This window comes from Streptomyces sp. NPDC107500 (genome assembly GCF_055582785.1).
Map to the genome: position 1 here is coordinate 501,254 of NZ_JBVJPF010000002.1, position 25,712 is coordinate 526,965.

General features: G+C 72.7%; 23 protein-coding genes. 8 read left to right on the forward strand and 15 right to left on the reverse strand.

Going from position 1 to position 25,712, the window contains the following annotated elements:
- Positions 1-43 precede the first annotated feature (43 nt).
- From ACZ67M_RS08300 to ACZ67M_RS08320, 5 genes are all read right to left on the reverse strand, one after another.
- On the reverse strand, positions 44-1,660 hold the full coding sequence (locus ACZ67M_RS08300; RefSeq protein WP_392101959.1) for a PucR family transcriptional regulator: 1,617 nt from the start codon (positions 1,658-1,660) through the stop codon (positions 44-46).
- Positions 1,661-1,691: 31 nt separating this feature from the next.
- Positions 1,692-2,975: an aspartate aminotransferase family protein gene (locus ACZ67M_RS08305; RefSeq protein WP_469850096.1), complete on the reverse strand. Its 1,284-nt coding sequence runs from the start codon at positions 2,973-2,975 to the stop codon at positions 1,692-1,694.
- On the reverse strand, positions 2,972-3,814 hold the full coding sequence (locus tag ACZ67M_RS08310; protein ID WP_307015984.1) for a nitrilase-related carbon-nitrogen hydrolase: 843 nt from the start codon (positions 3,812-3,814) through the stop codon (positions 2,972-2,974). Before ACZ67M_RS08310 ends, ACZ67M_RS08305 begins: the two co-directional genes overlap by 4 nt.
- A 178-nt stretch (positions 3,815-3,992) precedes the next feature.
- Positions 3,993-5,672 (reverse strand): hypothetical protein, encoded by a 1,680-nt coding sequence (locus ACZ67M_RS08315; RefSeq protein ID WP_469850098.1) that lies wholly within the window; start codon positions 5,670-5,672, stop codon positions 3,993-3,995.
- A gap of 112 nt (positions 5,673-5,784) precedes the next feature.
- On the reverse strand, positions 5,785-6,036 hold the full coding sequence (locus ACZ67M_RS08320; RefSeq protein WP_064730573.1) for a helix-turn-helix domain-containing protein: 252 nt from the start codon (positions 6,034-6,036) through the stop codon (positions 5,785-5,787).
- A 63-nt stretch (positions 6,037-6,099) separates the two neighbouring features.
- Here ACZ67M_RS08320 and map point away from each other — a divergent pair, with 63 nt between their 5' ends.
- Together map and ACZ67M_RS08330 are read left to right on the forward strand one after the other, a co-directional pair.
- The gene (gene map, locus ACZ67M_RS08325) at positions 6,100-6,885 is read left to right on the forward strand and encodes a type I methionyl aminopeptidase (RefSeq protein WP_361358393.1); all 786 of its coding nucleotides are present in this window, start codon (positions 6,100-6,102) and stop codon (positions 6,883-6,885) included.
- Positions 6,886-7,022: 137 nt separating this feature from the next.
- Positions 7,023-9,551 carry an ATP-dependent Clp protease ATP-binding subunit gene (locus tag ACZ67M_RS08330; RefSeq protein WP_469850099.1) on the forward strand — a complete coding sequence of 843 codons (2,529 nt, stop codon included), beginning with the start codon at positions 7,023-7,025 and terminating at the stop codon, positions 9,549-9,551.
- Positions 9,552-9,557: 6 nt separating this feature from the next.
- On the opposite strand, the gene ggt is transcribed toward ACZ67M_RS08330, so the two are convergent.
- The gene (gene ggt, locus ACZ67M_RS08335) at positions 9,558-11,369 is read right to left on the reverse strand and encodes a gamma-glutamyltransferase (RefSeq protein ID WP_469850101.1); all 1,812 of its coding nucleotides are present in this window, start codon (positions 11,367-11,369) and stop codon (positions 9,558-9,560) included.
- A gap of 140 nt (positions 11,370-11,509) precedes the next feature.
- Between ggt and ACZ67M_RS08340 the strand changes: the two genes are divergently transcribed.
- Entirely contained in the window at positions 11,510-12,268 is a 759-nt protein-coding gene (locus ACZ67M_RS08340; RefSeq protein WP_361358384.1) for a hypothetical protein, read from the forward strand.
- A 215-nt stretch (positions 12,269-12,483) separates the two neighbouring features.
- Here ACZ67M_RS08340 and ACZ67M_RS08345 read toward each other — a convergent pair whose 3' ends face one another.
- From ACZ67M_RS08345 to ACZ67M_RS08365, 5 genes are all read right to left on the reverse strand, one after another.
- Entirely contained in the window at positions 12,484-12,891 is a 408-nt protein-coding gene (locus ACZ67M_RS08345; protein WP_361358381.1) for a DUF6278 family protein, read from the reverse strand.
- A 59-nt stretch (positions 12,892-12,950) separates the two neighbouring features.
- A complete protein-coding gene (locus ACZ67M_RS08350; protein WP_385793765.1) occupies positions 12,951-13,730 on the reverse strand; it encodes an exodeoxyribonuclease III in 780 nt (259 codons plus the stop codon).
- Positions 13,731-13,783: 53 nt separating this feature from the next.
- Complete coding sequence (locus ACZ67M_RS08355) at positions 13,784-14,419, reverse strand: MBL fold metallo-hydrolase (RefSeq protein ID WP_469850102.1); 636 nt, start codon at positions 14,417-14,419, stop codon at positions 13,784-13,786.
- Between the two features lie 17 nt (positions 14,420-14,436).
- Entirely contained in the window at positions 14,437-15,759 is a 1,323-nt protein-coding gene (pcaDC, locus tag ACZ67M_RS08360) for a bifunctional 3-oxoadipate enol-lactonase/4-carboxymuconolactone decarboxylase PcaDC (RefSeq protein ID WP_469850104.1), read from the reverse strand.
- A gap of 288 nt (positions 15,760-16,047) precedes the next feature.
- Positions 16,048-16,791 (reverse strand): AraC family transcriptional regulator, encoded by a 744-nt coding sequence (locus ACZ67M_RS08365; RefSeq protein WP_392013826.1) that lies wholly within the window; start codon positions 16,789-16,791, stop codon positions 16,048-16,050.
- 46 nt (positions 16,792-16,837) lie between these two features.
- Here ACZ67M_RS08365 and ACZ67M_RS08370 point away from each other — a divergent pair, with 46 nt between their 5' ends.
- The 5 genes from ACZ67M_RS08370 to ACZ67M_RS08390 all read left to right on the forward strand — a co-directional run bounded on the left by ACZ67M_RS08370 (position 16,838) and on the right by ACZ67M_RS08390 (position 21,841).
- Positions 16,838-18,055, forward strand: coding sequence for an MFS transporter (locus ACZ67M_RS08370; RefSeq protein WP_392235847.1), 1,218 nt, complete (start codon positions 16,838-16,840; stop codon positions 18,053-18,055).
- Positions 18,056-18,203: 148 nt separating this feature from the next.
- Positions 18,204-19,784, forward strand: coding sequence for a PP2C family protein-serine/threonine phosphatase (locus ACZ67M_RS08375; RefSeq protein WP_469850693.1), 1,581 nt, complete (start codon positions 18,204-18,206; stop codon positions 19,782-19,784).
- Positions 19,781-20,875 (forward strand): cobalamin B12-binding domain-containing protein, encoded by a 1,095-nt coding sequence (locus tag ACZ67M_RS08380; protein ID WP_392013829.1) that lies wholly within the window; start codon positions 19,781-19,783, stop codon positions 20,873-20,875. Before ACZ67M_RS08375 ends, ACZ67M_RS08380 begins: the two co-directional genes overlap by 4 nt.
- The gene (locus ACZ67M_RS08385) at positions 20,872-21,285 is read left to right on the forward strand and encodes an STAS domain-containing protein (protein WP_361358361.1); all 414 of its coding nucleotides are present in this window, start codon (positions 20,872-20,874) and stop codon (positions 21,283-21,285) included. Before ACZ67M_RS08380 ends, ACZ67M_RS08385 begins: the two co-directional genes overlap by 4 nt.
- Positions 21,286-21,334: 49 nt before the next feature.
- Positions 21,335-21,841: a MarR family winged helix-turn-helix transcriptional regulator gene (locus tag ACZ67M_RS08390; RefSeq protein WP_361358358.1), complete on the forward strand. Its 507-nt coding sequence runs from the start codon at positions 21,335-21,337 to the stop codon at positions 21,839-21,841.
- A gap of 44 nt (positions 21,842-21,885) precedes the next feature.
- Here ACZ67M_RS08390 and ACZ67M_RS08395 read toward each other — a convergent pair whose 3' ends face one another.
- The 4 genes from ACZ67M_RS08395 to ACZ67M_RS08410 all read right to left on the reverse strand — a co-directional run bounded on the left by ACZ67M_RS08395 (position 21,886) and on the right by ACZ67M_RS08410 (position 25,458).
- A complete protein-coding gene (locus tag ACZ67M_RS08395) occupies positions 21,886-22,284 on the reverse strand; it encodes an ATP-binding protein (protein ID WP_392101941.1) in 399 nt (132 codons plus the stop codon).
- A 69-nt stretch (positions 22,285-22,353) separates the two neighbouring features.
- The gene (locus ACZ67M_RS08400) at positions 22,354-22,725 is read right to left on the reverse strand and encodes an STAS domain-containing protein (RefSeq protein WP_361358352.1); all 372 of its coding nucleotides are present in this window, start codon (positions 22,723-22,725) and stop codon (positions 22,354-22,356) included.
- Between the two features lie 100 nt (positions 22,726-22,825).
- On the reverse strand, positions 22,826-23,992 hold the full coding sequence (locus tag ACZ67M_RS08405) for a PP2C family protein-serine/threonine phosphatase (protein ID WP_392013833.1): 1,167 nt from the start codon (positions 23,990-23,992) through the stop codon (positions 22,826-22,828).
- A 110-nt stretch (positions 23,993-24,102) separates the two neighbouring features.
- Positions 24,103-25,458, reverse strand: a complete 1,356-nt coding sequence (locus ACZ67M_RS08410; protein ID WP_469850108.1) for a 6-phospho-beta-glucosidase — start codon at positions 25,456-25,458, stop codon at positions 24,103-24,105.
- Positions 25,459-25,712: the final 254 nt, after the last annotated feature.

Genomic DNA, 25,712 nt, shown 5'->3' on the forward strand with positions numbered 1-25,712 from the left:
CTGGCACGGTGTCACGTCTGCGGGGGTCGGGCATTGCACGGTGTCACCCCTGTTGTGCGTCGTGGGCGAGGAGCGCGATGTGGACGGAGGCGGCCTGTTCGAAGTCGTCGAGGTCGACGCCGAGGAGTCCCTGTATCGCCTCCAGCCTGCGGTAGAGGGCGGGCCGGGAGACGTGGTGGAGCTGGGCGGTGCGGGACTTGTTGCGGCCGGTGGCGAGGTAGGTGCGCAACACGCCGAGCAGGTCCTCGTCGGGGCTGCGCAGCAGTCCGTTCAGTTCCCGCTCGGCGAAGGACTGGACGTGCGGGTCGTCGCGCAGCAGCCGGACCAGGCCGCGCAGGTGGACGTCGCGCAGGCGCACCACGGGCGGCAGGTCGAGGGCGGCCGGGGAGTCGGCCACGGCGTCGGCGACGTGCTGGGCCTCGCGCAGGCCGGCCGGTACGCCGGCCCAGTCGGTGCGGGCGTCGGCCGCCGCGACGACGGTGTGCGCGGCGTCCGGTTCCGACCGCAGCCGGGCCGCGAAGTGGGCGGTCAGCGCCTTGGCGTCCTGGTCGGGGGCGAGGCTGAGCAGGACGGCGACCCGGTCGTCGGCGAGCCCGGCGGCGATGCCGGACAGGCCCAGCAGCCGCAGCACCCGGTCGAGACGTGCGGTGTCGTGCTCGCGGACGACGAGCGGGACGAAGACCCGGCGGTTGACCGGCAGTCCGGCGGCGCGCGCCCGGGGCAGCAGCTGCCGCGCCGGTACGGCGCCGCTGACCAGGTCGGTGAGCAGACTCCGGGCGGACTGCTCCTCCCAGGAGTTCCAGGAGCCGCCGGGGCCGCCGGTGTGCGTGCCGTCGCCGCCGAGCATGCGGTGCAGGACGAGCGCCTCGGCGGCGCGCTCGGCCAGCAGCCGTCCCGCGGCCCGGTCGCCGCGGTAGCCGCACAGCACCAGCCGGCCCCACCGCTCCCCCCGGCAGGTCAGTTCGGCGCGGATCCAGCCGTCGGCGGTGCCGGCCCCGGCCTGGCGGGCGATGCGCTCCCAGTCCCGGAGCACGTCGTCGACCGCGGGCCGTTCCCCCGCCGTGGCGAGGACGCGGTGGGCGAGGTTGGTGACGACGACCGGGCAGCCTCCGTGCCGGGCGACCTCGTCGAGCAGGCGCTGCACCGGGGCGCCCGCGGTGATCAGGCCGGTCAGTTCGGTGCGGACGGCCTCGGAGAGGCTGACGGCGGCGAACTTGCGCCGCAGCAGCCGGGACTGCACCTCCTCGGTCAGCTCGGCGAAGGGGAACGGCCGGTGCAGGACGACCATGGGCAGCCCGCACCGCTCGGCCGCCCGCCGCATCACGTCCGGCGGGGCGGGGAAGGCGCGGCCGAGGCCGAGCACGACGGCGGCCGCCTCCGCCCGGTCCAGGGAGCGGATGTACTCGCCCTGCTTGTCCTCGTCACCGGCGAGCAGCACCCCGGTGGTGAGGACCATCTCGCCGCCGCTGAGCATCACGCCGACGTCGGCGGCCTCGGCCACGTGCACCCAGCGCACCGGCCGGTCGAGCCGGTGCGCGCCGGCCACCACCTCGGGCTGTCCGGCCAGCACCCGCTCCAGGCCCAGGACCTGACGGACCGACAGGGCGGGTTCCCAGGGCTGCTGCTCCGGGGTGACGGGTGTGTCCGGGGTGGAGGTCATGGCGGCGGTTCCTCTGCTCGGGACGCTGCTGTCAGATGCTCCGCAGGGCGCGTTCGAGGATCGCCGCGCCCTCCTCGGCCTCCGCGACGGTGAGGGTCATCGGCGGCGCGACGCGCAGGGCGCTGGTGTTGTGGCCGCCGCCCTTGCCGATGAGCAGCCCGCCCGCGCGGGCCTCCTCCAGCACCGTGGCCGCCGCCTCGGGCGCCGCCTCGTCGGTGCCGGGCCGGGCCAGCTCGATGCCCAGCATCAGCCCGCGCCCCCGGACCTCCCGTACGTGCGGCACCTGGGCGGCGACCGCCCGCAGCCGTTCGAGGAGCAGCCCGCCGACGCGCCGGGCGTTGCCCTGGAGGTCGTGCTCCAGCAGGTACGCGAGGTTGGCGAGGCCGGCCGCCATGGTGACCTGGGTGCCGCCGAAGGTGGAGATGCTGTTGGCGTCCAGGCAGTTCATGATCTCGGCGCGGGCGACGACACCGCCGACGGACATGCCGTTGCCGATGCCCTTGGCGAAGGTGACGATGTCCGGCGGGCCGCTCTGCGCGTGCGCCTGCCAGCCCCAGAAGTGGTCGCCGGTGCGGCCCCAGCCGGTCTGCACCTCGTCGGCGATCCAGAGGATGTCCCGCTCGTGCAGCACCTCGCGGAAGGCCGCGTACAGGCCGTCCGGCGGGGAGGTGAAGCCGCCGACGCCCTGGATCGGCTCGGCGATCAGAGCGGCGGGGGCGCGGGTGTGGCCGAGGAGGTCCGTGAGGTCGTCGACGCACGCGGCGACGAAGTCCCGGTCGTCCAGGTGCGCGTAGGGGCCGCGGGTGCGGACGCCGCCGTGGACGTAGAGCGTCTGGAGCGGGGACAGCGAGGTCGGGGACCAGCTGCGGTTGCCGGTGATGCCGACCGAGCTGAAGGAGCGGCCGTGGTAGCTGTTGCGCATGGCCAGGATGGTGTTGCTGCGCCGGTACGTGGTGGCGAGCAGCAGCGCGGTGTCGTTGGCCTCGGTGCCGGACGTGGTGAAGAAGACGCGGGCGTCCGGGATGCCGGACACGTGGGCGACGCGCTCGGCGAGTTCGACCATGGGCCGGTTGAGGTAGAGGGTGGAGGAGTGGATGATCCGTCCGGCCTGCTCGTTCACCGCCTTGGTCACCTCGGGCAGGGCGTGCGCGGTCATCGTGGTGAGGATGCCGCCGAAGAAGTCGAGGTACTTGTTGCCGGCGGCGTCCCAGACGTGCCGGCCCTCGCCGTGCGTGATCTCCAGCGGCTCCTCGTAGTACAGGGCGAGCCATTCGGGCAGGACGGCGCGGTGGCGGCCGAACAGGTCCTTGGTCACGGCCGCACCAGCCCTTCGTAGGCGTCGGGGCGGCGGTCGCGGTAGAAGGCCCACTGCTGCCGCACCTCGTCGATGAGGTCGAAGTCCAGGTCGCGGACGACGAGTTCCTCCTTGGTGTCGCTGGCGCGCTCGCCGACGAACTGCCCGCGCGGGTCGACGAAGTACGACGTCCCGTAGAAGTCGTTGTCCCCGTACTCCTCCTGGCCGACCCGGTTGATCGCGGCGACGAAGTACTCGTTGGCGACGGCCGCCGCGGGCTGTTCGAGCTGCCACAGGTGGGCGGAGAGTCCGCGATGGGTGGCGGAGGGGTTGTAGACGAGCTGGGCGCCGCCGAGGCCGAGTTGGCGCCAGCCCTCCGGGAAGTGCCGGTCGTAGCAGATGTAGACGCCGATCCTGCCGACGGCGGTGTCGAAGACGGGCCAGCCGAGGTTGCCGGGGCGGAAGTAGAACTTCTCCCAGAATCCCTTGACCTGCGGGATGTGATGCTTGCGGTACGTGCCGAGGACGGTGCCGTCGGCGTCGATCACGGCGGCGGTGTTGTAGTAGAAGCCGGACTGCTCGACCTCGAAGACGGGGACGACGATCACCATGCCGGTCTCGCGGGCCAGCTCCTGCATGCGGCGGGTGGTCGGGCCGTCGGGCACCGGCTCGGCCCAGCGGTAGTGCTCGGGGTCCTGGACCTGGCAGAAATAGGGGGCGTTGAAGACTTCCTGGAAGCCGATGACCTTGGCTCCCTGCCGGGCCGCCTCGCGGGCGTGCTCCTCGTGTTTCGCCACCATGGACTCGGTGTCGCCGGTCCAGGTGGCCTGGACGAGAGCGGCACGTACGACGTTGGCCATGAGCTGCTCCTTCGACGCGACGTCAGAGCCTCTACGCCCGTAGAGCGGGCCGTAGAGGGACGAACGTAAGCCTGGCCGGACGGGCTTGCCAAGACCATCGTCGCCAAGGCGCGGTGTCGATCGCTTTTCGCACTCCTGTGGGTGAGTGGTGGGGGCGGTGGGGTCACGGGGGCGGATTTCACGCGGTGAACCCGGCGACGCGCAGGGCGTGCACGAGGTCCCAGTGGCGTTCCCGGGAGACGTCGTGCGCCGCCTCCAGCAGCAGTGGCACGAGCGTCTCGGGGTCCGGTGCGGCGCTGCGGGCGGCGTCCTCGGGGGTGCGGGAGCGGACGCAGGCGTCGAGGAGCGCGCGGGCGTCCCGGTGCCGGCCCTCGGCGACCAGACCGGCGACGGCCGCGCCGATCTCGGCGGCGGGCCGTACGACGCCCTGCCGCAGCACCTGCTCGGCGTCGGCCGCGCGCCCGGCGAGGGCCAGCGCGTCGGCGGCGGCGACCAGTGCGCCGGCGGGCAGGGAGGCGGTCTCCCACAGCAGGGTGGTCCAGTCGGCGCCGAGCCCGGCCCGTTCGAGCCGGGCGGCGAGCAGCGGGAAGCGGGCGGCGGGCCCGAGGGCCGCCTCGGCCAGCAGCGCGTGCGCCTCCCCGCTCATCCCTGCGGCCCGCAGCCGCGCCACCCCCTCGACGACCGCGTCGACGGCGGCCCGATCCCCCTCCCCCGGCACGTCGGGGGCGCTCGGCACCGGCTGCTCCCCAGCCTCTTCCGCCCCCGCGAACCGCGCTCCGCGTGGCGTACGCCGCCCCGGCGCGACCGGAACCGGCACCTGCCCGGGCACGACGGGACTCACGTCCGCGTCGACGCCCCCGGCGAAACGGGCACCTCCACGGCGGCGTTTGCGCTGTTTGGGGGCCGGGTTCCGGGGCGGGGTGGTGGGTGTGGGTGCGGGCGGGGTGGTGGGTGCGGGTGCGCCAGGAAGGCGTGCGGGGCCCTCCGGCGGCGCGGAACCGTGGGCGTGGGCGCCGTCCCTCGACACCCGGGACGCGTTCGCGGGCGTCCGGGACACCCGATCGGGCGCGGACGTGCCGTAGGCGGAGGCGGGATCCTCGCGCGGCTCGGTGGGCGCGGAGCGCTGCGCGGACGTGCCGTAGGCGGCGGGCGCGAGGCGGTGCGCGGGGCCGACGCCCCCCATCCCCCCGGAGACACCCCCGGGCGCGGACGCGTCCGAGGCGGAGGCCGGGGTTTCGGGCCCTGCCGCGTGGGCGGAGGCGTCGGCTCCCGGAGGAATGGGCCTCGGGGTGCCGGTCGCCGGGGTCGTTGGGCCGGCGTCCGCCCGGATGCCCCCGCTCCCCCGCCGGACGGCATCCAGTGCCGTCAGCCGGGATCGGAGTTCGGTGCAGCGGGCCGTTGCCCGGGTGTGGTCGTCGTGGGCCCAGGCGAGGTCGAGCCGGAGGGAGGCGGCCGTCTCCGGGGTCGTGTCGGGGTGGGACAGCGTCCGGGTCAGCCGCATCTCGCGTTCCGCGGCGTACCGCTGCTCGCGGAGCATGACGTCGAGCCGGTCCCGCAGGGCGTCACGCGCGCCCGGCAGGGAGTCGTACGCGGTGAGCGCGGCGGCGTGCAGCGCGCGGGCGGGTTCCGTCCCGGCTTCCGCGGCAGCGGCACCGTACCGGCCGGCGAGGTCCTGGAGCAGCGCCTCCACCACGTCCCAGGGCGGGATCTCACGCCCGTCGAGACAGGCCCGCATGCCCTCGGGGTCACGCTGCCAGAACACCCCGCACCAGCCGGCGCCCTGGTCCAGACGCGTCAGCAGTCCGGTCAGGTACCGGGTGAAGTCCCCGACCCGACGCGGCAGTTGTTCCACGGCCATGGTTCGGCTCCCGCCCGACCGGAGGACTCCGGTCCGTCCGGTCACGTAGGGAACACCAGCCGTGTTACGGCGCCGCTACAGGGAGTTTTCGGGGAGGGACGTCACCGCACCCTCACACCCCGGCGAGCACACACAGCCCGGCCAGCTCGTCCATGGACAGCCCGAGCGCGCGGGCCAGCGCGGCCACCGTGAAGAACGCCGGGGTCGGCGCGCGGCCGGTCTCGATCTTGCGCAGCGTCTCGGCGGAGATGCCGGCCTCGGCGGCGACCTCCGTCATGCTCCGCTCGCCGCGGGCCTCCCGCAGCAGCCGGCCTAGCCGCTCGCCGCGCTCGTGCTCTTCGGGGGTCAGGGGGGTGCGCACCATACCGTCATTGTAATACCGGCTTCCCGTACCGGACCCAATTCAAATACCGGTATAGTAATTGGCATGGTGGAGCTCAAGACAGACACATCGATCGACGCGATGCACGCGGCCGGCCAGGTCGTCGCCCGCGCCCTGACCGCCGCCCGGAACGCGGCGGCCGTGGGCGTCTCCCTGCTGGAACTGGACGAGGTGGCGCACGGCGTACTGAAGGAGGCGGGGGCCGGCTCCCCGTTCCTCGGCTACCGGCCCTCCTTCGCGCCGACCCCCTTCCCGGCCGTCCTCTGCGCGTCGGTCAACGACGCGATCGTGCACGGCATCCCGGACGGCTACCGGCTGCGCGACGGCGACCTCGTCTCACTCGACTGCGGGGCCACGCTCGGCGGCTGGGCCGGCGACTCGGCGATCAGCTTCGTCGTCGGCACCCCGCGCCCGGCGGACGTCACCCTGGTCGAGACCGCGGAGCGGGCCCTCGCGGCGGGCATCGCGGCGGCCGTCGTGGGCAATCGCATCGGCGACATCTCGCACGCGATCGGCACGGTGTGCCGGGCGGGCGGCTACGGCATCATGGACGACTTCGGCGGCCACGGCATCGGCCGGCAGATGCACGAGGACCCGGGCGTGCCCAACGAGGGCCGGCCGGGACGCGGACTCCCACTGCGCCACGGCATGGTCATCGCCATCGAGCCGATGCTGATCGCCGGCGGCCGGGACGACTACCACGCGGCCGCCGACGGCTGGACCCTGCGCACCAACGACGGCTCACGCGCGGCGCACGTGGAGCACACCGTGGCGATCACGGACAGCGGCCCGCGCGTCCTGACCGCACGGGACGCCCTCCAGGTCCGGTAGGCCCCGGCCCGGGGTCCGCCCGCCTCCGCGGACATGCCCACCGGCACAGAACGTGTCATGTTGGGGCATGAGCGCGCGCCGACCGGGTTACCCGGCCCCGGTACGCCGATCAGCGAAGCAGCGGAGGGCCGGAAACGATGACCAGCGGCTTCATGGGCCCGGAGGGCGACCCGTTCGCGGAATTCCTGGCACGCTTCTTCGGCGGGCCGAAGCCCAGGCAGATCGACATCGGCAGGCTGCTCAGCCAGCCGGCCCGGGAGCTGGTGCGCGGCGCCGCCCAGTACGCGGCCGAGCACGGCAGCCGGGACCTGGACACGGAGCACCTGCTGCGGGCCGCGCTCGCCACCGAACCGACCCGGGGCCTGCTGAGCCGCGCCGGGGCCGACCCCGATTCGCTGGCGTCGCAGATCGACGAGCGGACCGGCCCGGCGCAGCACGCGCCGGGCGAGGCCCCGCCGCCGACGTCGCTCTCACTGACCCCGGCCGTCAAGCGGGCGCTGCTGGACGCGCACGAACTGGCCCGGACGACCGGCACCGGGTACATCGGCCCGGAGCACGTGCTCAGCGCCCTGGCCGCCAACCCGGACTCGGCCGCCGGGCACATCCTGAACGCGGCCCGGTTCGCACCCTCCGGCCTGCCCACGGAGTCGCCGGAGACCGGCAAGGCCGGCCCCGAGGGCGCGCGGGCCACGAACACGCCGACGCTGGACAAGTACGGCCGCGACCTCACCGACCTGGCCCAGCAGGGCCGGATCGACCCGGTGATCGGCCGCGAGGACGAGATCGAGCAGACCGTCGAGGTGCTCTCCCGCCGCGGCAAGAACAACCCGGTGCTGATCGGTGACGCGGGCGTCGGCAAGACCGCCGTCGTGGAGGGGCTGGCGCAGCGCATCACCGACGCCGACGTCCCCGACGTACTGCTCGGCCGCCGCGTGGTCGCCCTGGACCTGACCGGCGTGGTCGCGGGCACCCGCTACCGGGGCGACTTCGAGGAGCGGATGAACAACATCGTCGGCGAGATCCGCGCCCACTCCGACGAGCTGATCATCTTCATCGACGAGCTGCACACCGTGGTCGGCGCCGGCGGGGGCGGCGAGGGCGGTTCGATGGACGCCGGGAACATCCTCAAGCCGGCGCTGGCCCGGGGCGAGCTGCACGTCGTGGGCGCCACCACGCTGGAGGAGTACCGCAGGATCGAGAAGGACGCGGCGCTGGCCCGCCGCTTCCAGCCGATCCTGGTGCCCGAGCCCACCCCCGCGGACGCCATCGAGATCCTGCGCGGCCTGCGGGACCGCTACGAGGCCCACCACCAGGTCCGCTACACCGACGAGGCGCTGGTGGCGGCCGTGCAGATGTCCGACCGCTACCTCACCGACCGCCGGTTGCCGGACAAGGCGATCGACCTGATCGACCAGGCGGGCGCCCGCGTCCGGCTCCGGGCGCGCACCAAGGGCACGGACGTACGGGCCATGGAGCGCGAGGTCGACCAGCTGCTCCGGGACAAGGACCAGGCGGTCGCGGACGAGCAGTACGAGCAGGCCACCCAGTTGCGCGACCGGATCGGCGAGCTGAAGCAGCGGATCACCGAGGCCGACGGCGCCGGCGAGGCCGACGAGGGGCTGAACCTGGTCGTCGGCACCGAGTCCATCGCCGAGGTGGTGTCCCGGCAGACCGGCATCCCGGTCAGCAGCCTCACCCAGGAGGAGAAGGACCGCCTGCTGGGGCTGGAGTCCCACCTGCACGAACGCGTGGTCGGCCAGGAGGAGGCGGTGCGGGTCGTCTCCGACGCCGTGCTGCGCTCGCGCGCCGGGCTCTCCAGCCCCGACCGGCCGATCGGCAGCTTCCTCTTCCTCGGCCCGACCGGTGTCGGCAAGACGGAGCTGGCCCGGGCGCTGGCCGAGGCGCTCTTCGGCAGCGAGGACCGGATGGTCCGCCTCGACATGAGCGAGTACCAGGAGCGCCACACGGTCAGCCGCCTGGTCGGCGCCCCGCCCGGCTACGTGGGGCACGAGGAGGCCGGTCAGCTCACCGAGGTGGTGCGCCGGCACCCGTACTCGCTGCTCCTGCTGGACGAGGTGGAGAAGGCGCACCCCGACGTCTTCAACATCCTGCTCCAGGTCCTGGACGACGGCCGGCTGACCGACTCGCAGGGCAGGACCGTGGACTTCACCAACGCGGTCGTCGTGATGACCAGCAACCTGGGCTCCGACGTGATCACCCGGCGCGGTGCCGGCATCGGCTTCGGCGCCGGCGGCGCGGAGGCGGACGAGGAGGCGCGGCGCGAGCAGGTGCTGCGTCCGTTGCGCGAGCACTTCCGGCCGGAGTTCCTGAACCGCGTCGACGAGATCGTGGTCTTCCGGCAGCTCAGCGGGGAGCAGTTGCGGCAGATCACCAGCCTGCTGCTGGAGCAGACCCGCCGCATGGTCCGCGCGCAGGGCATCACCGTCGACTTCACCGACGCGGCGGTGGACTGGCTCGCCGAGCGGGGCTACCAGCCGGAGTACGGCGCCCGTCCGCTGCGCCGCACCATCCAGCGCGAGGTCGACAACGAGCTGTCCCGGCTGCTGCTCGACGGCCGGGTCGCGGAGGGCGGCCGGGTGACGGTCGACGTCGAGGACGGGCGGCTGGCGTTCCGGACGCCGCAGCGGCCCGTCCCCGACCTCTGATCCGCGCTACCGCTGCCGCGTGGGCCGCACCACCATCGCGGAGCCGCCGCCGCGCCGCTCCTTCTCGGCGGCGGCCAGCCACTTGCCGCCCGGCAGCCGCTGCACGCCGGTCGCGGCGCCGATCTCCGGGTTCTCCTTGAAGGAGTGCCCGAGCGCCTCGAGGCGTTCCCGCAACCCGCTGTCGTAGAGGCCGGGTTCCAGTTCGGTCTGGGCCGCGTTGCGCTGGCTGGCGCGCGGGGCGGCGATCGCGTCCACCAGGGGCAGCCCGCGGTCGATGAAGCCGGTGAGCGTCTGGAGCACGGTGGTGATGATGGTGGCCCCGCCGGGCGAGCCGACCGCCACGACCGGCTCGTGGTGCCGGTCCAGGACGATGGTCGGGGCGATCGAGGACCGCGGGCGCTTGCCGGGCCCGGGCAGGTTCGGGTCGTGGACGGCCGGGTTCGCCGGGGCGAAGGAGAAGTCCGTCAGCTCGTTGTTGAGCAGGAAGCCTCGGCCGGGCACGGTGATGCCGCTGCCGCCGGTCTGCTCGATGGTGAGCGTGTAGGCGACGACGTTCCCCCACTTGTCGGCCACGGTCAGGTGCGTGGTGTTCTCGCCCTCGTACGTGGTCGGCGCCGCCTTGCCGCCGGCCGCGCAGGCGGCGGGGTGCCGGGGGTCGCCGGGCGCGAGGGGGCTGGTGAGCGCCGCGTCGTCCTTGATCAGGCATTCCCGCGAGTCGGCGTACCGCTGCGAGAGCAGTTCCTTCGCCGGTACGTCCTCGAAGGCGGGGTCGCCGACCCAACGGCCGCGGTCGGCGAAGGAGATGCGGCTGGCCTCGATGAAGCGGTGCAGGTACTGGGCCTTGCTCGCCTCGGAGAGGTCGGTGCGCTCCAGGATGTTCAGCGCCTCGCCCACCGTGGTGCCGCCGGAGGAGGAGGGCGCGATGGAGTACACGTTCAGGCCCCGGTACGAGGTCCTGGTGGGCGCCTGGAACTTGGCCTCGTAGGCGGCGAGGTCCTTGGCGGACAGGTCGCCGGGACGGGCGTTCCAGCCGGAGTCCGGGTCGACGGGCGGCTCGTTGACGGTGTCGACGACGTCCTCGCCCAGCTCGCCGCGGTAGAGCGCGTCGACGCCCTCCCGGCCCAGCTCCTGGTAGGTGCGGGCCAGGTCCGGGTTCTTGAACGTGGAGCCGACGACGGGGAGTTGCCCGCCGGGCAGGAACAGCTCCGCGGTGTCCGGGAAGTAGCGGAACCGCTGCTCGTTGGCGGCGGTCTGGGAGCGGAAGGTGTCGTCGACGGTGAAGCCCTGCCGGGCCAGGCGCTCGGCGGGCCTGAGCACGGAGGCGAGCCCCCGGCTGCCCCACTTGTCGAGGGCCGCCTGCCAGGTGGCGGGCGTGCCGGGGGTGCCGACGGCGAGGCCGCTGCTGACGGCGTCGGCGAAGGCGATCGGCTTGCCGTCCTCCGTGAAGAGCTTCTCGTCGGCGGTCAGCGGCGCGGTCTCGCGGCCGTCGATGGTGCGCACCGTGCGGGACTTGGCGTCGTAGTAGACGAAGTACCCGCCGCCGCCGACCCCGGCGGAGTAGGGCTCGGTGACACCGAGCGCGGCCGCGGTGGCCACGGCGGCGTCGACGGCGTTGCCGCCCTTGCGCAGCACCTCGATGCCGGCGGCCGAGGCGTCCGGGTCGACGCTGGCGACCGCGCCCCCGTACCCGACGGCGACCGGGGTCTTCGGGGCGCCGGGGCTGCCGTGGGGCGTGGGCGGCGCCGCGGCCCCCACCGACACCACCACGGCGGCCGAGACCGCCAGGACCGTCAGATTCCGTGCGACAGGGCGACGCATCCGCACCTCCAGGGAAAGGCCGTTCGGGCAGCTTAGTTGATCGTCATGGCCGCGTCAGGAGCACGAGGGCCGCCGCCCGAGCGGGTGGCCCGGCGGCCCATCGAACACGGGTACGCCGACGCCCGCTAGCATGCGCGCCCATGACTGACGACGTACGCAACATCGTCCTGGGCGTGGTCGCGGCCGGCATCAGCGCCGCGCTGGGCTGGTTCACCCGCACCTACCTGTCCCGGCGCAGACTCCGCCGCAAGCAGGCGTTCTTCGGGCTGCCGGACAGCTCCGAGTCGCTGCTGGTCGTCAACCGGGACCCGGCCGCCTCGGAACCGGCGGTCCACCGCTTCGACGTCTTCGCGCTGCTGGAGCTGGCGGCGCTGATCAAGGACTGCGGCGCGCACATGCAGGTGGTCACGCAGGACATGGTCGGTCAGGGCTTCGGCGAGCGCACGGAGTTCTGTGTGGGCGGCCCCGGCTCGAACCGGCGCATGGTCGCCCACATGGCGGCCATGCTGCCCGGGGTGCGGGTCAACGTCGACCCCGAACCCGGTCCGGACCGCGGCGCCTTCCAGATCGGCGGCGAGCGCTACCGACTGGACGCGGGCATCACGGAGTACGTCCTGCTGGCCCGCCTCACCGCCGGGGACCGGCGGGAGGCCCGGCCCGCCTTCCTGTTCTGCGGACAGCGGGCGATCACCAACCAGGCGGCCACCCGCTACCTCGCCCGGCACCACGAGAAGCTGGCCCGCAAACACGGCACCAGCTCCTTCGTGCTGCTGCTGAAGGTGGTCAACTCTCAGGCGTACGGCCCGGACGTCGTCGAACTCGTGGGGGACGTCACCCGGGCGGCGACCAGCCCCCTGCCGACTCCGGCACCGACGTCCCGCAACTCCCATCGGGCTTAGGGGGTGTGTGCAGCTGACCTTCTCCTCGCCCGCGGACACCCCTGCGTGGTGTCCGCCGTGGAGCGCGAGCAGTGATCTCCGGCTGCACTCTGCGATTCCCCCTGGCCGTTCGTGTGCCCTGACCACAGCAACGTACCGAGACAAACAGCACACATGCGAACGACACGCACCATTCGGGCATTAGCCCCTGTAAAGGCGATTATCGGGCTGAGGGCTCATGCCTCGGCGACTTCGCCGTACAGCTGGGAGAGTTCGGGCACCCCGTCCGCCGCCCACTCGTGTCCGGACGCCACCACGTCGAACTCCCGGCCGGAGGCGAGCCGGACGACGGGCTGACCGTCGGACCGGATGGCCCAGAGGGCTCCGGGGACGGTCCGCACGATCACCGTGCCGAGGTACAGACCGGCGTCGTTGCCCAGCCAGGTCTGGATCTCCTCGTCGCCGCGCCAACGCGGCAGGATCTGGTCCAACTGCTCCAACGAGACCGCGGAGTCGTCGAGTCGGACCCCCTCCCGCAACGCCTGCGAACGCAGCAGATCACAGTCGGCGAGCAGCTCGCCGATGCCCTCGGCGTCATGCGCCCGGGGATCTTCGCGCCGCTTGCCCAGGAAGGGGAAGTTCATACCTCCACACTGTCATTCGTACCGCCCCGCGCACCACAGGGCGCGCAGGCCCGGCGCACTCACACGCCGAGGTCGACCACGACCGGCGCGTGGTCGGAGGCGCCCTTGCCCTTGCGCTCCTCGCGGTCGACGTAGGAGTCGGTGACGGCCTTGGCGAAGGGCTCGTTCCCGTAGACCAGGTCGATGCGCATGCCGCGGTTCTTGGGGAAGCAGAGCTGGCGGTAGTCCCAGTACGTGAACGGGACGTCGTACTTCAGCGGGCGCGGGACCACGTCGGACAGGCCGGCCCCGCGCAGGGAGGCGAGGGCGGCGCGCTCGGCGGGGGTGACGTGGGTGGCGCCCTCGAAGGCGGCGCGGTCGTAGACGTCCTCGTCGGTCGGCGCGACGTTGTAGTCGCCCATCACCGCGAATGGCCGGTCGCCGGCGGCGTCGCCCTCGACGGCGGCACGCAGCGCCTCGAACCACTGGAGCTTGTAGGCGTAGTGGGGGTGGTCGACCTCGCGGCCGTTGGGCACGTAGACCGACCAGACGCGGACCGGGCCGCAGGTGGCGGAGATCGCGCGGGGCTCCTGGACGCCCTCGTAGCCCGGGTCGCCGGGCAGGCCCTTGACCACGTCGGTGAGGCCGACCCGGGAGAGCACCGCCACCCCGTTCCACCGGCCGGTGGCGTGTACGGCGGCCTCGTAGCCCGCCTCGCGCAGCTCGTCGAAGGGGAACTGCGCCTCGGCGACCTTGGCCTCCTGGAGGCACAGCACGTCGGTGCCGCTGCTCTCCAGCCAGGCGAGGAGCCTCGGCAGGCGGGCGGTGATCGAGTTCACGTTCCAGGTCGCGATGCGCATGTCCCACAACCTACCCGGCGGCACTGACAACCCGGCCCCGGGCGGTGGGGGCCTCAGAGCCGCGCGGAGTCGCCCGGGGTCAGCCGCAGGTGCTCGGCGCCGCCCAGCTCGCCGATCTGCCGGTCGTAGATCGGGCGGGCGAGGTCGGTGAGGAGCGCGTCGTGGATGTCGTAGGCGCGCTGCGGCTTCACCTCACGGACGTACTCGATGACCTCGGCGACCTTGTTCCAGGGGGCCATGACGGGGAGCATCAGCGTCTCGACGGCCCGGTCGGGGACGGTGAGCGCGTCGCCGGGGTGGAAGACCTTGCCGCCGTCCAGGAGGAAGCCGACGTTGGTGATGCGCGGGATGTCCGGGTGGATCACGGCGTGCAGCTCGCCGTGGACCTGGACGTCGAATCCGGCGGCGGTGAACGTGTCGCCGTGGCCGACGGTGTGCACGCGGCCCGGGAACGCCGCCGAGATCTTCTCCGCGACGGACTTCAGCGTCCAGATCTCGGCGGCCGGGTTGTCCTCCATCGCGGCCCGCAGCCGCCGCTCGTCGAAGTGGTCCGGGTGCTCGTGGGTGACGAGAACGGCGTCCGCGCCGAGGGCGGCGTCCTCCTCGCTGAATCCGCCGGGGTCCAGGACGAGCGTCCGCCCCTCCTTTTCGAGGCGGACGCAGGCGTGCGACTTCTTGGTGAGCTTCATGACTCCATCCTGCGCCCTCACTCCGGGGGTGTCGTCTCCTCGCGGATGACCTGCTGCGCGACCCGGAAGGCGCTGTTCGCGGCCGGTACGCCGCAGTAGACGGCCGCCTGGAGCAGTACTTCCTTGATCTCGGCCGGGGTGAGGCCGTTGCGCAGGGCGGCCCTGAGGTGGGGCGCGAGCTGGTCCGTGTGCCCGCCGGCGACGAGGGCGGTGAGCGTGACGCAGCTGCGGGAGCGCCGGTCCAGGCCCGGCCGGTCCCAGATCTCGCCCCACGCGTAGCGGGTGAGGAATTCCTGGAAGTCCCCCGAGAACTCGTCGGCCTGCGCGAGGGCCTGGTCGACGTGCGCGTCGCCGAGCACCTCACGGCGGACCTTGAGCCCCGCGTCGTACGGGTCGGGCCGCCCCTGCCCCTGCCGCGGTACGGCGGCCGGGGCGATCTCGGCGATGGGCGCGGCCTGCGCCGGCGGCGCCAGGGCCGGCTGCGCGGGGGCCGGGGAGGCCGCCGGGGCGACGGGGGCCGGGACGGGGATCTGGCCGGTGGAGGCGGTGTCGTGCGGGGTCTGCCAGGCGGTGGTGAAGTGCCGCACCAGCAGGTCGGTGACGGCCGCGGGCTGCTCGACCGGGACCAGGTGGGAGGCGCCGGGCACGACGGCGAGGCGGGCGTCGGGGATGCCGGCGACCAGGGTGCGGGCCTCGGCGGGGCCGGTGACCTGGTCGTCGGAGCCGACGAGGACCAGGGTGGGGACGCCGACACGGCCCAGCTCGCCGCGGACGTCGAAGGCGGCGAGCGCCTCGCACGCGGCGATGTAGCAGCCGGGGTCGGTGGTCCGCACCATCTGCACGGCCCACTCGGTGATCGCGGGCTGGGCGGCGGCGTACCCGCCGGTGAACCAGCGCTCCGGCGAGCTGCGGGCGATGGGGTCGAGCCCGTTGGTGCGGACGATCACGCCGCGCTGGCGGAACTCGTCGGCGGTGCCGAAACGGGGCGAGGCGGCGATCAGCGCGAGGGAGGCGAGGCGCTCGGGATGGCGCAGGGCCAGCTCCATGCCGACCGCACCGCCGAACGCGCAGCCCGCGTAGCCGAACCGCTGCACGCCGAGTCCGTCGAGGGTGGCCAGCAGCCGCTGGGTCAGCTCGGTGACGGACCCGGCCGGGCGGGCGGGGGCGCCCCCGTGCCCCGGCAGATCGAACCGGAAGACCCGCCAGTGCTGCGACAGCTCGGGCACCTGGCGGTCCCACATGTGCCATGTCGTACCGAGGGACGGTCCCAGGATCAGTACGGGGAGGTGTTCCGGCCCGTCAAAGCGGTATTGCAGCGTTTCGGTCTTGGCTTCGGTCACCGGTTCACACCTTCATCTGTCACGATCTTTCACACACCCCCCGCGAGACCTCCCCATGCCTCCGCTGCTGGAAGCAGGTCTGCCACGTCCGTCGTCGTCACGCCGGTGTGCCCTGCCCGCGTGGCGAGCAGGTGACCGGCACCTCGTTGTCGGCGAGGTAGTGAGACAAGACGCCCGAGCATCGTACAGACGGAGCCTGCGAAGACCGTTTTCGTCCGTTGAGGAGTGGCACCGGGCGCCGTGTCCGACAGCGGATCCGGCGGCTCGTGCGCCGACCGGGGCGCGTGGTCAGGCGGTGGGGCGGGCGCCGGGGGTGTGGCCGAAGGTACGGCGGAAGACGTCGATGAAGGTGCTGGCCGACGACCAGCCGCAGTGGTGGGCGACGGTGGTGACGGGGGTGTCGTCGGCCAGGAGGATCAGGGCGTGGTGGAGCCTGATCTGGGTGCGCCACTGAGGGTAGGTGAGGCCGAGGTCGTCGCGGAGGCGGCGGGAGAGGGTGCGGGCGCTGGCGCCGATCCGGCGTCCGTGGTCGTCGAGGGAGCGGTTGTCGGCCGGGTCGGTGCGCAGGATGTCGTGCAGTGCGCGGAGCAGGGGGTCGGTGGGGGCCGGCAGGTGGAGGGGCTGTTCGGGAGAGAGGCTGAGCTGGTCGAGCATGACGGCGCGCAGGCGGTGGCGGGGCGGGGTGTCGTCGTCGGGGTCGCGGGTGTAGGTGACGATGAGTTCGCGCAGGAGGGGGCTGACGGCGAGGACGGCGGGTGTGTCCAGGCCGAGGGGGTTGTCGGCGGTGGGCAGGCCGACGAGGTGGAGGTCGAGTTCGCCGTGGGCCTGGTGCCGGTGGACTGTGCCGGCGGGGATCCAGAGCGCGCGCGTCGCGGGCGCGATCCATGAGCCGGCGTCGGTGGTCACCGCGATGGTGCCGCGGCCGGCGTAGGCGATCTGGTGGTCGTCGTGGCGGTGCGCGTCGATCTCGCCGCCGGAGGCCAGGTGCCGGGTCCGGGTCGGCGCGACAGCCGTGTGGCGGATTTCCTGCATCACCTGTCAATTTATCGGAAGCGCGACACGGGGTGCTGCTCCCAGCATGGGTGGGGTGCGAAACAAGACATCGATCCTGCTGCTGGCCGTGGGGCACGCCTGCGTCGACATCTACCAGGGCGCCGTGGCGGCGCTGATCCCGTTCTTCGTGGCCGAACGGGACTACACCTACGCGGTCGCCTCCGGCATCGTGCTGGCCGCGTCCCTGCTGTCGTCGGTGGCCCAGCCGCTGTTCGGGGTGCTCACCGATCGGTGGGCGATGCCGTGGCTGCTGCCGGTCGGCACCCTGCTGGGCGGGGTGGGCATCGCACTCAGCGGCCTGAGCGGCTCCTACGGGCTCACCCTGTTCTTCGTCGCCGTCTCCGGCGTCGGCGTGGCCGCCTACCACCCGGAATCCGCCCGCGTGGCCAGGAAGGCCGCCCAGGGGAGCCACAGCGCGATGAGCTGGTTCTCCCTCGGCGGCAACATCGGCTTCGCACTCGCCCCGCTCATGGTGTCGGCCGCCGTCGGACACGGCTCCCTGCACTGGACACCCGTCCTCGTCCTGCCCGCGCTCGCCGGCGCCGCCCTGTGCGTACCCGTCCTGCGGATGCTCGCCCGGCCCCGGACCGGCGCGGCCAGAACCCAAGTGCCCTCCGGCGCGGACGACGTGGCCTCGTTCGTGCGACTGTCCCTGGCGGTCGTCTTCCGCTCCGTCGTCTTCACCGGGCTGAGTACCTTCATCTCCCTCTATGCCCGGCAGCGCATGCACGGCAGCACCACCGCGGGCACCGCCGCCCTGTTCCTGCTGTTCCTGGGCGGCGCCGCCGGCTCGGTCCTGGGCGGGTTCCTGGCCAACCGCTACGACCGCGTCCGCGTCTGCCGCTGGTCCTACCTGCTCTCCATCGCCGCCGTCACCGGGGTGATCCACACCCCCGGGCCGGCCATGTTCCTCTTCGTGGCTCTCACCTCAGCCGGCCTGTACGTCCCGTTCTCGCTCCAGGTCACCCTCGGCCAGGACTACCTGCCCTCCCGCATCGGCACGGCGGGCGGCATCACCCTCGGCCTCACCGTCAGCATCGGCGGCCTCGTCAGCCCCTTGCTGGGCCACCTCGCCGACACCACCACCCTCCGGACCGCCCTCACTCCCCTGATCGCCATGCCGGCCCTGAGCTGGCTCCTCTTCCGCACCCTGCCCGAACCCACGAACCCCACCCGCGCGGCCGATGAACAGTGCCCCTGCCGCCGAGCCGAGAGGGCTGGTTGTCAGAAGGCGACATCATGAGGGATGGTTGCCTCAAGGCAACTGTTCCATCGAGGTGATGAGGTGAGGGATTCGCTCAGCGGGTCCTCGGTCTTTGGTATCCACCCAAGCACAAACCGGCGCAAGCACGGATTCGGACCTCTCGTGGGGCGGTGCCCCGTACCCGGTTCTGGTCGCTGACGCAGAGGGCAGGCTGACGCGCCGCAATGACGCCGCCGGCGCGCTCCTGCCCCGCGCGGTTCCCGGAACACCCCTGGTGGATGCGGCTCCCTCCTGGATCGCCGACGCTCATCGAGCACTGCGCTTCCCCGGCCCGCGTATCGTCCCCGAGACCGATGGGCCGTGGTCCGGTGCGATCGGGGGCCGCCGTTTCGAGGCGCACCCCAGTGTGCGGGACGACGGTTCGGTGGTGTGGTGGCTGGTCGACGACACCGATCACCAGTTGGCCCGGGAGGCCCTGCATACGGAGCGGAAGCGGACCGCGTTCCTCGCCGAGGCGTCCAGCGCCCTGCTCTCCTCGCTGAATCTGGGGCGCTGCATGGATGTGACCGCGCGGATGGCCGCCGAGAGCCTCGCCGATGCGGCGCTGGTCGTCGCGCCCGCCCGTGGGCGTCGGCTCCCGGTGGTGACCTGCCTGCGTGGCGGGGTTCCCAGCCTGGCGCAGGAGAAGGTGGATCCCGAGGGGGTGCCAGGTCTGGCGGAGGCGCTGCGGGGGTTTCCGCCGGTGCCCTCGCGGTGGATCGACCCCGCGGCGGCACCGCGGTGGATGGTGCCCGAGGGCTTCGGGCCGGTCGGCTCGATAGTGATCACCCCGCTGCCCGGGCACGGTGTCCCGGCCGGAGCGCTGGTGTTGCTGCGGAGGGCGGAGACCGTCGCGTTCAGCGAGGAGGAGGAAGTCTTCGCGCGGCTGTTCGCGGCCCGTTCCGGGGCGGCGATGTCGGCGGCCCGTCTCTACGCGGAGCAGAGCGCGATCACCGAGGTCCTGATGCGTGATCTTCTGCCGCCGGTGCTGCATCACGTCTCCGGGGTCGACTTCGCCGGCCGGTACCGCCCGGCGGGGGACCACGAACGCATCGGCGGAGACTTCTACGACGTGCACCCCGCCACCGCCGATGGTGACGCCTCCTTGGTCACGCTGGGGGATGTGTGCGGAAAGGGCCTGGAGGCCGCCGTACTGACGGGCAAGATCCGCAACACGCTGCACGCGCTGCTGCCGCTGGCGGACGACCACGAGCGGATGCTCGACGTGCTCAACACCACACTGCTCAACTCGCACACCACTCGGTTCGCGACCCTGGTCCTGGCCTCCGCCAAGCGCCGGGGCAGCGAGGTGGATCTCAGGCTGACCAGCGGCGGCCACCCCGCCCCTCTGATCGTCCGCGCGGACGGCACCGTCGAGGAAGCCGGGACCCGCGGCACCCTGATCGGCGCCGTGCCCACGATCTCCGCTCTCACCGCGGCCGTGTCCCTGGCCCCCGGCGAGTCCTGTGTCCTGTACACCGACGGCATCACCGAAGCCAGGGGCGGGCCGATGGGCGACGTGCTCTTCGGCGACGAGCGTCTCAAGCGCGCCCTGTCCGAGTGCGCGGGCATGCCCGCCGAGGGGATCGCGGAGCACGTGCACATGCTGGCCGCCCAGTGGCTTGGTCAAGGCCGTCACGACGACATGGCGGTCGTCGTGATCTCCGCTCCTCGAAACCACCACCTGAGTGCGGTGAACGGCCACACACGGGGCAGGTACACCGCATGAACGCCAGTGTCTCGCCCTCCCTCGTCGCCGGCACGGACATGCGGGAGCAGGCGGACCTGCTGTGGAACGCCGTGTCGGCGGGAGACGAGGCCGCGGCCACCGAGCTGGTGCTCCGTGCCCTCGACGAAGGGGCACGACCGGAGAGCGTGCTGCTGGATGTCATCGCGGCCGTGCAGGGCAAGGTGGGTGAGGAGTGGGCGGCCAACCGGATGAGCGTTGCCCAGGAGCACGCCGCGACCGCCATCAACGAGCGGGCGGTCAGCGCGGTGAGCGTGCACCCCGCCGCCCGCACCGCGGTCACCCGGGGCCGGATCACCGTCGCCTGCGTGGACGGCGAGTGGCACGCCCTGCCCGCCCGGCTCCTGGCCGAAGTACTGAAACTGCGCGGCTGGCAGGTCGACTACCTCGGTGCGCAGGTCCCGTCACCGCACCTCATCGACCACCTTCACAAGACCCGCGCCGACGCGGTCGCCCTGTCCAGCTCGATCGCCACGCGACTGCCCACGGCCCACGCGGCGGTCACCGCGTGCCAGGCCATCGGCGTGCCCGTCCTCGTCGGAGGCGCCGCGTTCGGACCCGACGGGCGGTACGCACGGCTGCTGGGCGCCGACGCGTGGGCCCCCGACGCCCGCACCGCCGCCGACCGCCTTGCCCAGGGGCCGCTGCCCCGGCCGCAGCCCGACCATCAGCAGATCGACGACCTGCCCCACCTGTCGGACCAGGAATACACCCTGGTCAGCCGGAACAGCAGGTCCCTGGTACGCGCCGTCTTCACCCAGCTGGAGACCACGTTTCCGGCCATGGCGTCCTACGACGATCTGCAACGTGAGCGGACCGCGGAGGACTTGGCGCACATCGTGGAGTTCCTCGCCACCGCCCTCTACCTCGGCGACGAAGCCCTCTTCACCGGGTTCATCACCTGGACCGCGCAGATCCTGGTGGCGCGGGGTGTGCCCGCGATGAGTCTGCCGCCGGCACTGGGGCTGCTGGCCCACGAACTCAAGGACTTTCCCCGAGCCTGCCGCATGCTCCGGGCTGCCACGCAGGTGCTCACGACCGCCCACTCCAACACCGCCGGGACCACCGCATGACCGCAATACCCCCTGATCACCTGCGCCTCGTCACGGTCGACACGCAGAACGAGATCCGCATCGAAGTGCACGGCGACCTCGACTACGACAATGCCGATCTCCTCCTGGAAGAGGCAACCGCCCAGCTCGCCGCCCGGCCCGGCCTCGAGGACCTCCATCTGCACTGCGCGGGACTCCGCATGGTCGACTCCATGGGCCTGTCCGTCCTGCTGATGATCGGCCGCCGCACCACTCAGGCAGGAGTGCGACTGCACCTGGACGATCGCCCTGCGCAACTGGACCGCCTCCTGGACCTCACCGGCACCCTCGACCACCTCACCGCCTCGGTCCTCGCCCGACCCCCACGATCCGTCGCGGGCGAAGACGACGGCCTCGCGGCCCGCCCCACCGGACCGGACGGCACCACCTGAGCCAGTGCCCGGCCGCCGGCCGGGCAGAAGCACACCACTGAGGGCCACCATGACCGCACCGGACGCAGCCGCCGACAGGACCTGCCATGAGGCAATACGGTCCGCCGGCGGCATCACCGAACTCCTCGACGTGCTGTGGGAGCACGCCAGGAATGCCACCGACGGGGGCACCACGCCCACGTCGACATCCCAACTGCGCCTGATGTACCTCGCCGACCGCGCGGACGGGATCCGGATGCGCACCGTCTGCCAACTGCTGGCCTCCGCACCGTCCACCGTGACCCGCATGTGCGACCGCCTGCAAGCCATCGGCTTCCTCGAACGCCTGCCCTGCCCCGGCAACGGCCGCGAGATCGTCCTGCGGCTGACCCCCGCGGGCACCCGGCACCTGCTGCGCATCCGCGAACAACGCGACCGTGTGCTCCACCGTGCCATCAGCAACATGCCCTCTGCCGAACGGCTTGCCCTCGCCGCGGGGCTCGCCGCGCTGCAAGCAGAGCTCGACACCGCTCACGGCGACGAGGACGCAACACCCTCGGCGCACTCCGCGGCTTGAGCGCCGTGACCCTTACGAGGGATCACCCGTTGGCGGGCGACGCGTCAACCGTGGGCGGTGGTGCGCAGTACGGCCCCGATCGTCTTTCCGGCAGCGGTGGTACGCACCCGCACCTCGTCACTGAGGAGCTGGATCAAGGGCCAGCCGAACCCGCCCGGAGCACCGGCCCGGTCGCGGGCGTGGGTATGCGGGACGACGGTTGACGCGTCGGTCACGCTGATGGTGATCGTGTCCTCGGCGAGGCGCGCGTCGAAGGCGATCAGGCCACCGCCGTGCCGACCGGCGTTGGTGACCAGCTCCGTGACCACGAGCAGGATGTCGTCGACGACCCTCGGAGGCGGGGCAGGATCGCACGTCAGAAGCAGTTCGCGGACGCGGTCACGCGCGGTGCCGGCGCTGAGCGGCGGCTCCAGCCAACCGGCTTTCGTCTCGGCTGTGGTCACGTGCCCTCACCCCCTCTCCACTCGGCCACTCCCCCAGGCGGCTGCCCGGGCCTCTGGGGTGTGCGGCGCTCATGGCCGACGGGCGGCGTCGCCGCGGGACCTGATCAGGGCCACGGCGGCTCCGATGTCGCTGGTGAGGTCGAAGGCACGGGCGACGTCGGTCAGCGTGAGAAGTCGCTCCACCACCGGGGGCAGCTGGGTGAGCACGAACGGGACGCCCACTCGGTCGTGTTCGGTCTTGGCGGCCAGCAGCGTGTGGAGGAAGGCGGAGTCGGCGAAGGTGACCTTGGCCAGATCCAGGATGGTGCCCGTCGGGCGGTCCACCGGGGGGACCAGCGTCAGGGCCAGGCTTTCGTCGCTTTCGGGGTCGAACTCCCCGATGGCCTGCACGATCCGCACCTCGTCGACCGTCGTGACGGTCACCTCAGCTTCGACTCCCATGGGGGGATTCTCCCAGGTCGCTGAAGAGGAGACGCAGTGAGGGGTATGAGGAGCTACTGGGGACGGGGTCGCACACGCGTCAGCGGTCGTCCGCTGTCCGTCAGTCCCGCCCGTACCAGTCGAGGCAGACGACCAGGGCGTCGTCGTCCAAGGGCGTGCTGCCGCGGTACGTGGCCAGCTCACGCAGCACGGCTCCGGGCACCTGCTGCGGCGGCAGCAGCCGGGCGGCGGTCAGTGACCGGGCGAGCGCTCGTTCCCCGTACTTCTCCGCCGAGGGGGAGACCGAGTCGTAGACGCCGTCGCTGCCGATCAGCAGACGGTCACCGGGAAGCACCTGGAAGTACTCGGAGGTGTAGTGGGTGTCCTCGAACATACCGAGAGGCAACTGCGCCTCCAGGGGCAGGGAGTCGACGTCCTTGTCCCGCATCCGCCAGATGCGGGGTGACCCGGCGTCCACGGCCTCGACCTCGCCGGTCGCGAGGTCGAAGCGCAGCAGAACGACCGACACGTGCGCGGAACCGCGGTACTGCGCGTACACCGCCTGGTCGGCGAGTGCCGCCTGGTCGGCCAGGCCCAGTCCGGCACGCCGGGCGTTGCGCATGGCGTTGACGGCGAGGTTGGTGAGGAGGGCAGCCTCGATGCCCTCGCCCATGCCGTTGGTGACGGTGAGCGTGAGATGGTCGGCCGACGCGGACCAGTCGAAGTTGTCCCCGAAGATCGCGTACGCGGGCTCCAGGTGGCCGCCGAGGGAGAACTCGGGGCGCGAGCAGGCACGGCCCGGCAGCAGCTGCCACTGCATCTCCGCCGCCAGGGTCAGGCGCGCGGCACGCCGAGCGAGCAGATAGAGGTCGGTGTCACGCTCCGCGACGAGGATCTCGTGGCCGAGAACGTCGCAGAGGTGCTGCATCTCCGGAATCAGCTCCGGGGAGTGGCGGTCCTCCGGCAGGGTGACGGACAGGACTCCCAGCCGGTCGCCGCGGATCGTGACCGGGAGGTGAACGGTCACCGCGTGTGCGTCGGGATCGGCGATAACGAAGGGTTCCTGCGACCCGAACGCCCTGCCCTGCGGGCTGTCGTGGATCATGACCGGCTCCGTGGTGAACGGCACCGTCTCGACCGCCTGGAGCGAGCGCATCCCGTAGTCGGCCATGCGCAGTTCGACGCGTCCGGCGCCGTACTGCTCCATGAGGGCCGCTGTCACGACGTCGAGCAGCGCGTTCGGCGTCGCCGCGCGCAGCGCTCGCTCCACGGAGGTGAGTCTGTCCACTTGTCCCGCTCCCTTACGTACCGCTTCCAGCGGTTGCGTCGCATTCTAGCGATGTGAATGCCTGGGCAGCGGGCGTACGGACCGGCGGTGAACGTGCCCCGTCGGCTTCGTCAGCCCCGGTGGGACCGGTTCGGCGGCAGCCGGTCCGCGAGGACGCGCTCCGCCGTGTTCACCGAGTCCACCAGGGGGTGCAGCGCCAGCGCCCGCAGCGCCGCGGAACGCGAGCCGCTGGTCGCCGCCTCGATCGCCGCGCGCTCCACCGCCTTCACGCTGAGCATCAGGCCGAGCTGGTCCGGCGCCACCGGGCCCGTGGCCAGGGGGGTCGCGCCGGTGGCGTCGACCAGGCAGGGCACCTCGACGACCGCGTCCGCGTCCAGCCCCGGGACGGCCGTGCGGTTGCGGACGTCGAGGATCAGCGTCGTCCGCTCGTTGCGGGCGATCGCGCGCATCAGCGCCAGCGCCACCCGGTCGTAGCCGCCGCCCTCGAGATCGGACGCGGCGCGCTGCCAGCCACCCGTGCTCTCCCGGCTCTCGGCCATGTACGTCTCCTCGCGTTCCTGGCGCGTGCGCTCCCACGCGGCGAAGGCGTGCTCGGGCCGGGCGGCCGCTTCCGCGTAGAAGGCGCCCTGCTGCTCGCGCAGGTACTCCCCGCGGGTCGCGGGGGCCTGCCGCAGCGCCGCGACCGCCTCACGGTTGAAGTAGTAGTAGTGCAGGTACTCGTTGGGCAGCGCGCCGAGCGTCCGCAGCCAGTCGGCGCCGAAGAGCCTGCCCTCCTCGAAGGACTCCAGCGCGGTGGTGTCCGCCAGCAGCTCCGGCAGCCGGTCGCGGCCGTCCACGGTGACCCGCCGCAGCCAGCCGAGGTGGTTGAGCCCCACGTAGTCGTAGCCCACGCGGTCCGGATCCGCGCCCAGCGCTCGTGCGGCCCGCCGGCACAGTCCGACCGGCGAGTCGCAGATGCCGATGACGCGGTCCCCGAGAACGCGCTGCATGGCCTCGGTGACCATGCCCGCCGGGTTGGTGAAGTTGATGACCCAGGCGTCCGGCGCGACGGCCGCGACCCGCTCGGCGATCCGCACCGCCTCCGGCACCGTGCGCAGCCCGTACAGCACACCGGCCGCGCCTACCGTCTCCTGCCCGAGGACCCCCTCGCCGAGGGCCGCACGCTCGTCCAGGGCACGGCCCTCCAGGCCACCGACGCGGATCGCGGAGAAGACGAAGTCCGCGCCGCGCAGCGCGTCGTCGAGGTCGGTGGTGGTCCGGACGGCGGGCGGAGCCGGCCGGTCTTTCCCGGCGAGCGCGGCCGCCTGCTCGGCGAGGACCGAGGAGATGGCGTCGAGCCTCGCCCGCTCGGTGTCGTACAGCACCAGTTCGGTGCACCGGCCGGTCGCGTCGCCCTCGTCCGTGACCAGGGCGCGGTGGACGAGCGGTACGCGGAACCCGCCGCCGCCGAGCAGAGTGAGCCTCATACGGTGATTACCTCCGTCCCGGCCTCGCGGAACGCCGCGAGGGTGGCCGGGTCCGACGTGTCGTTGGTGAACTCGCGACCGGCACGGCCTCCCGGGCGGTCAGGGCGGCCTCGGCCGGCAGCTCGTCCCGGACGGGCAGTACGCCCTCCTCGCCGAGGACGGCGTAGCAGCTTCTCGTGGCGTACCTCTCGCGGCATGCGCCGAATCTACTCCGCGTGATCGGCTGTCCGCGGCTGTGATCTGCCTCTTGCGCT

Excerpts from the sequence above, each read along its gene's own strand:
- ACZ67M_RS08300 (WP_392101959.1), bottom strand. The coding sequence starts at position 1,660 with ATGACCTCCACCCCGGACACACCCGTCACCCCGGAGCAGCAGCCCTGG.
- ACZ67M_RS08310 (WP_307015984.1), bottom strand. The coding sequence starts at position 3,814 with ATGGCCAACGTCGTACGTGCCGCTCTCGTCCAGGCCACCTGGACCGGC.
- ACZ67M_RS08315 (WP_469850098.1), bottom strand. The coding sequence starts at position 5,672 with ATGGCCGTGGAACAACTGCCGCGTCGGGTCGGGGACTTCACCCGGTAC.
- ACZ67M_RS08320 (WP_064730573.1), bottom strand. The coding sequence starts at position 6,036 with ATGGTGCGCACCCCCCTGACCCCCGAAGAGCACGAGCGCGGCGAGCGG.
- map (WP_361358393.1), top strand. The coding sequence starts at position 6,100 with ATGGTGGAGCTCAAGACAGACACATCGATCGACGCGATGCACGCGGCC.
- ACZ67M_RS08330 (WP_469850099.1), top strand. The coding sequence starts at position 7,023 with ATGACCAGCGGCTTCATGGGCCCGGAGGGCGACCCGTTCGCGGAATTC.
- ggt (WP_469850101.1), bottom strand. The coding sequence starts at position 11,369 with ATGCGTCGCCCTGTCGCACGGAATCTGACGGTCCTGGCGGTCTCGGCC.
- ACZ67M_RS08340 (WP_361358384.1), top strand. The coding sequence starts at position 11,510 with ATGACTGACGACGTACGCAACATCGTCCTGGGCGTGGTCGCGGCCGGC.
- ACZ67M_RS08345 (WP_361358381.1), bottom strand. The coding sequence starts at position 12,891 with ATGAACTTCCCCTTCCTGGGCAAGCGGCGCGAAGATCCCCGGGCGCAT.
- ACZ67M_RS08350 (WP_385793765.1), bottom strand. The coding sequence starts at position 13,730 with ATGCGCATCGCGACCTGGAACGTGAACTCGATCACCGCCCGCCTGCCG.
- ACZ67M_RS08355 (WP_469850102.1), bottom strand. The coding sequence starts at position 14,419 with ATGAAGCTCACCAAGAAGTCGCACGCCTGCGTCCGCCTCGAAAAGGAG.
- ACZ67M_RS08365 (WP_392013826.1), bottom strand. The coding sequence starts at position 16,791 with ATGCAGGAAATCCGCCACACGGCTGTCGCGCCGACCCGGACCCGGCAC.
- ACZ67M_RS08370 (WP_392235847.1), top strand. The coding sequence starts at position 16,838 with ATGGGTGGGGTGCGAAACAAGACATCGATCCTGCTGCTGGCCGTGGGG.
- ACZ67M_RS08380 (WP_392013829.1), top strand. The coding sequence starts at position 19,781 with ATGAACGCCAGTGTCTCGCCCTCCCTCGTCGCCGGCACGGACATGCGG.
- ACZ67M_RS08385 (WP_361358361.1), top strand. The coding sequence starts at position 20,872 with ATGACCGCAATACCCCCTGATCACCTGCGCCTCGTCACGGTCGACACG.
- ACZ67M_RS08390 (WP_361358358.1), top strand. The coding sequence starts at position 21,335 with ATGACCGCACCGGACGCAGCCGCCGACAGGACCTGCCATGAGGCAATA.
- ACZ67M_RS08400 (WP_361358352.1), bottom strand. The coding sequence starts at position 22,725 with ATGGGAGTCGAAGCTGAGGTGACCGTCACGACGGTCGACGAGGTGCGG.
- ACZ67M_RS08410 (WP_469850108.1), bottom strand. The coding sequence starts at position 25,458 with ATGAGGCTCACTCTGCTCGGCGGCGGCGGGTTCCGCGTACCGCTCGTC.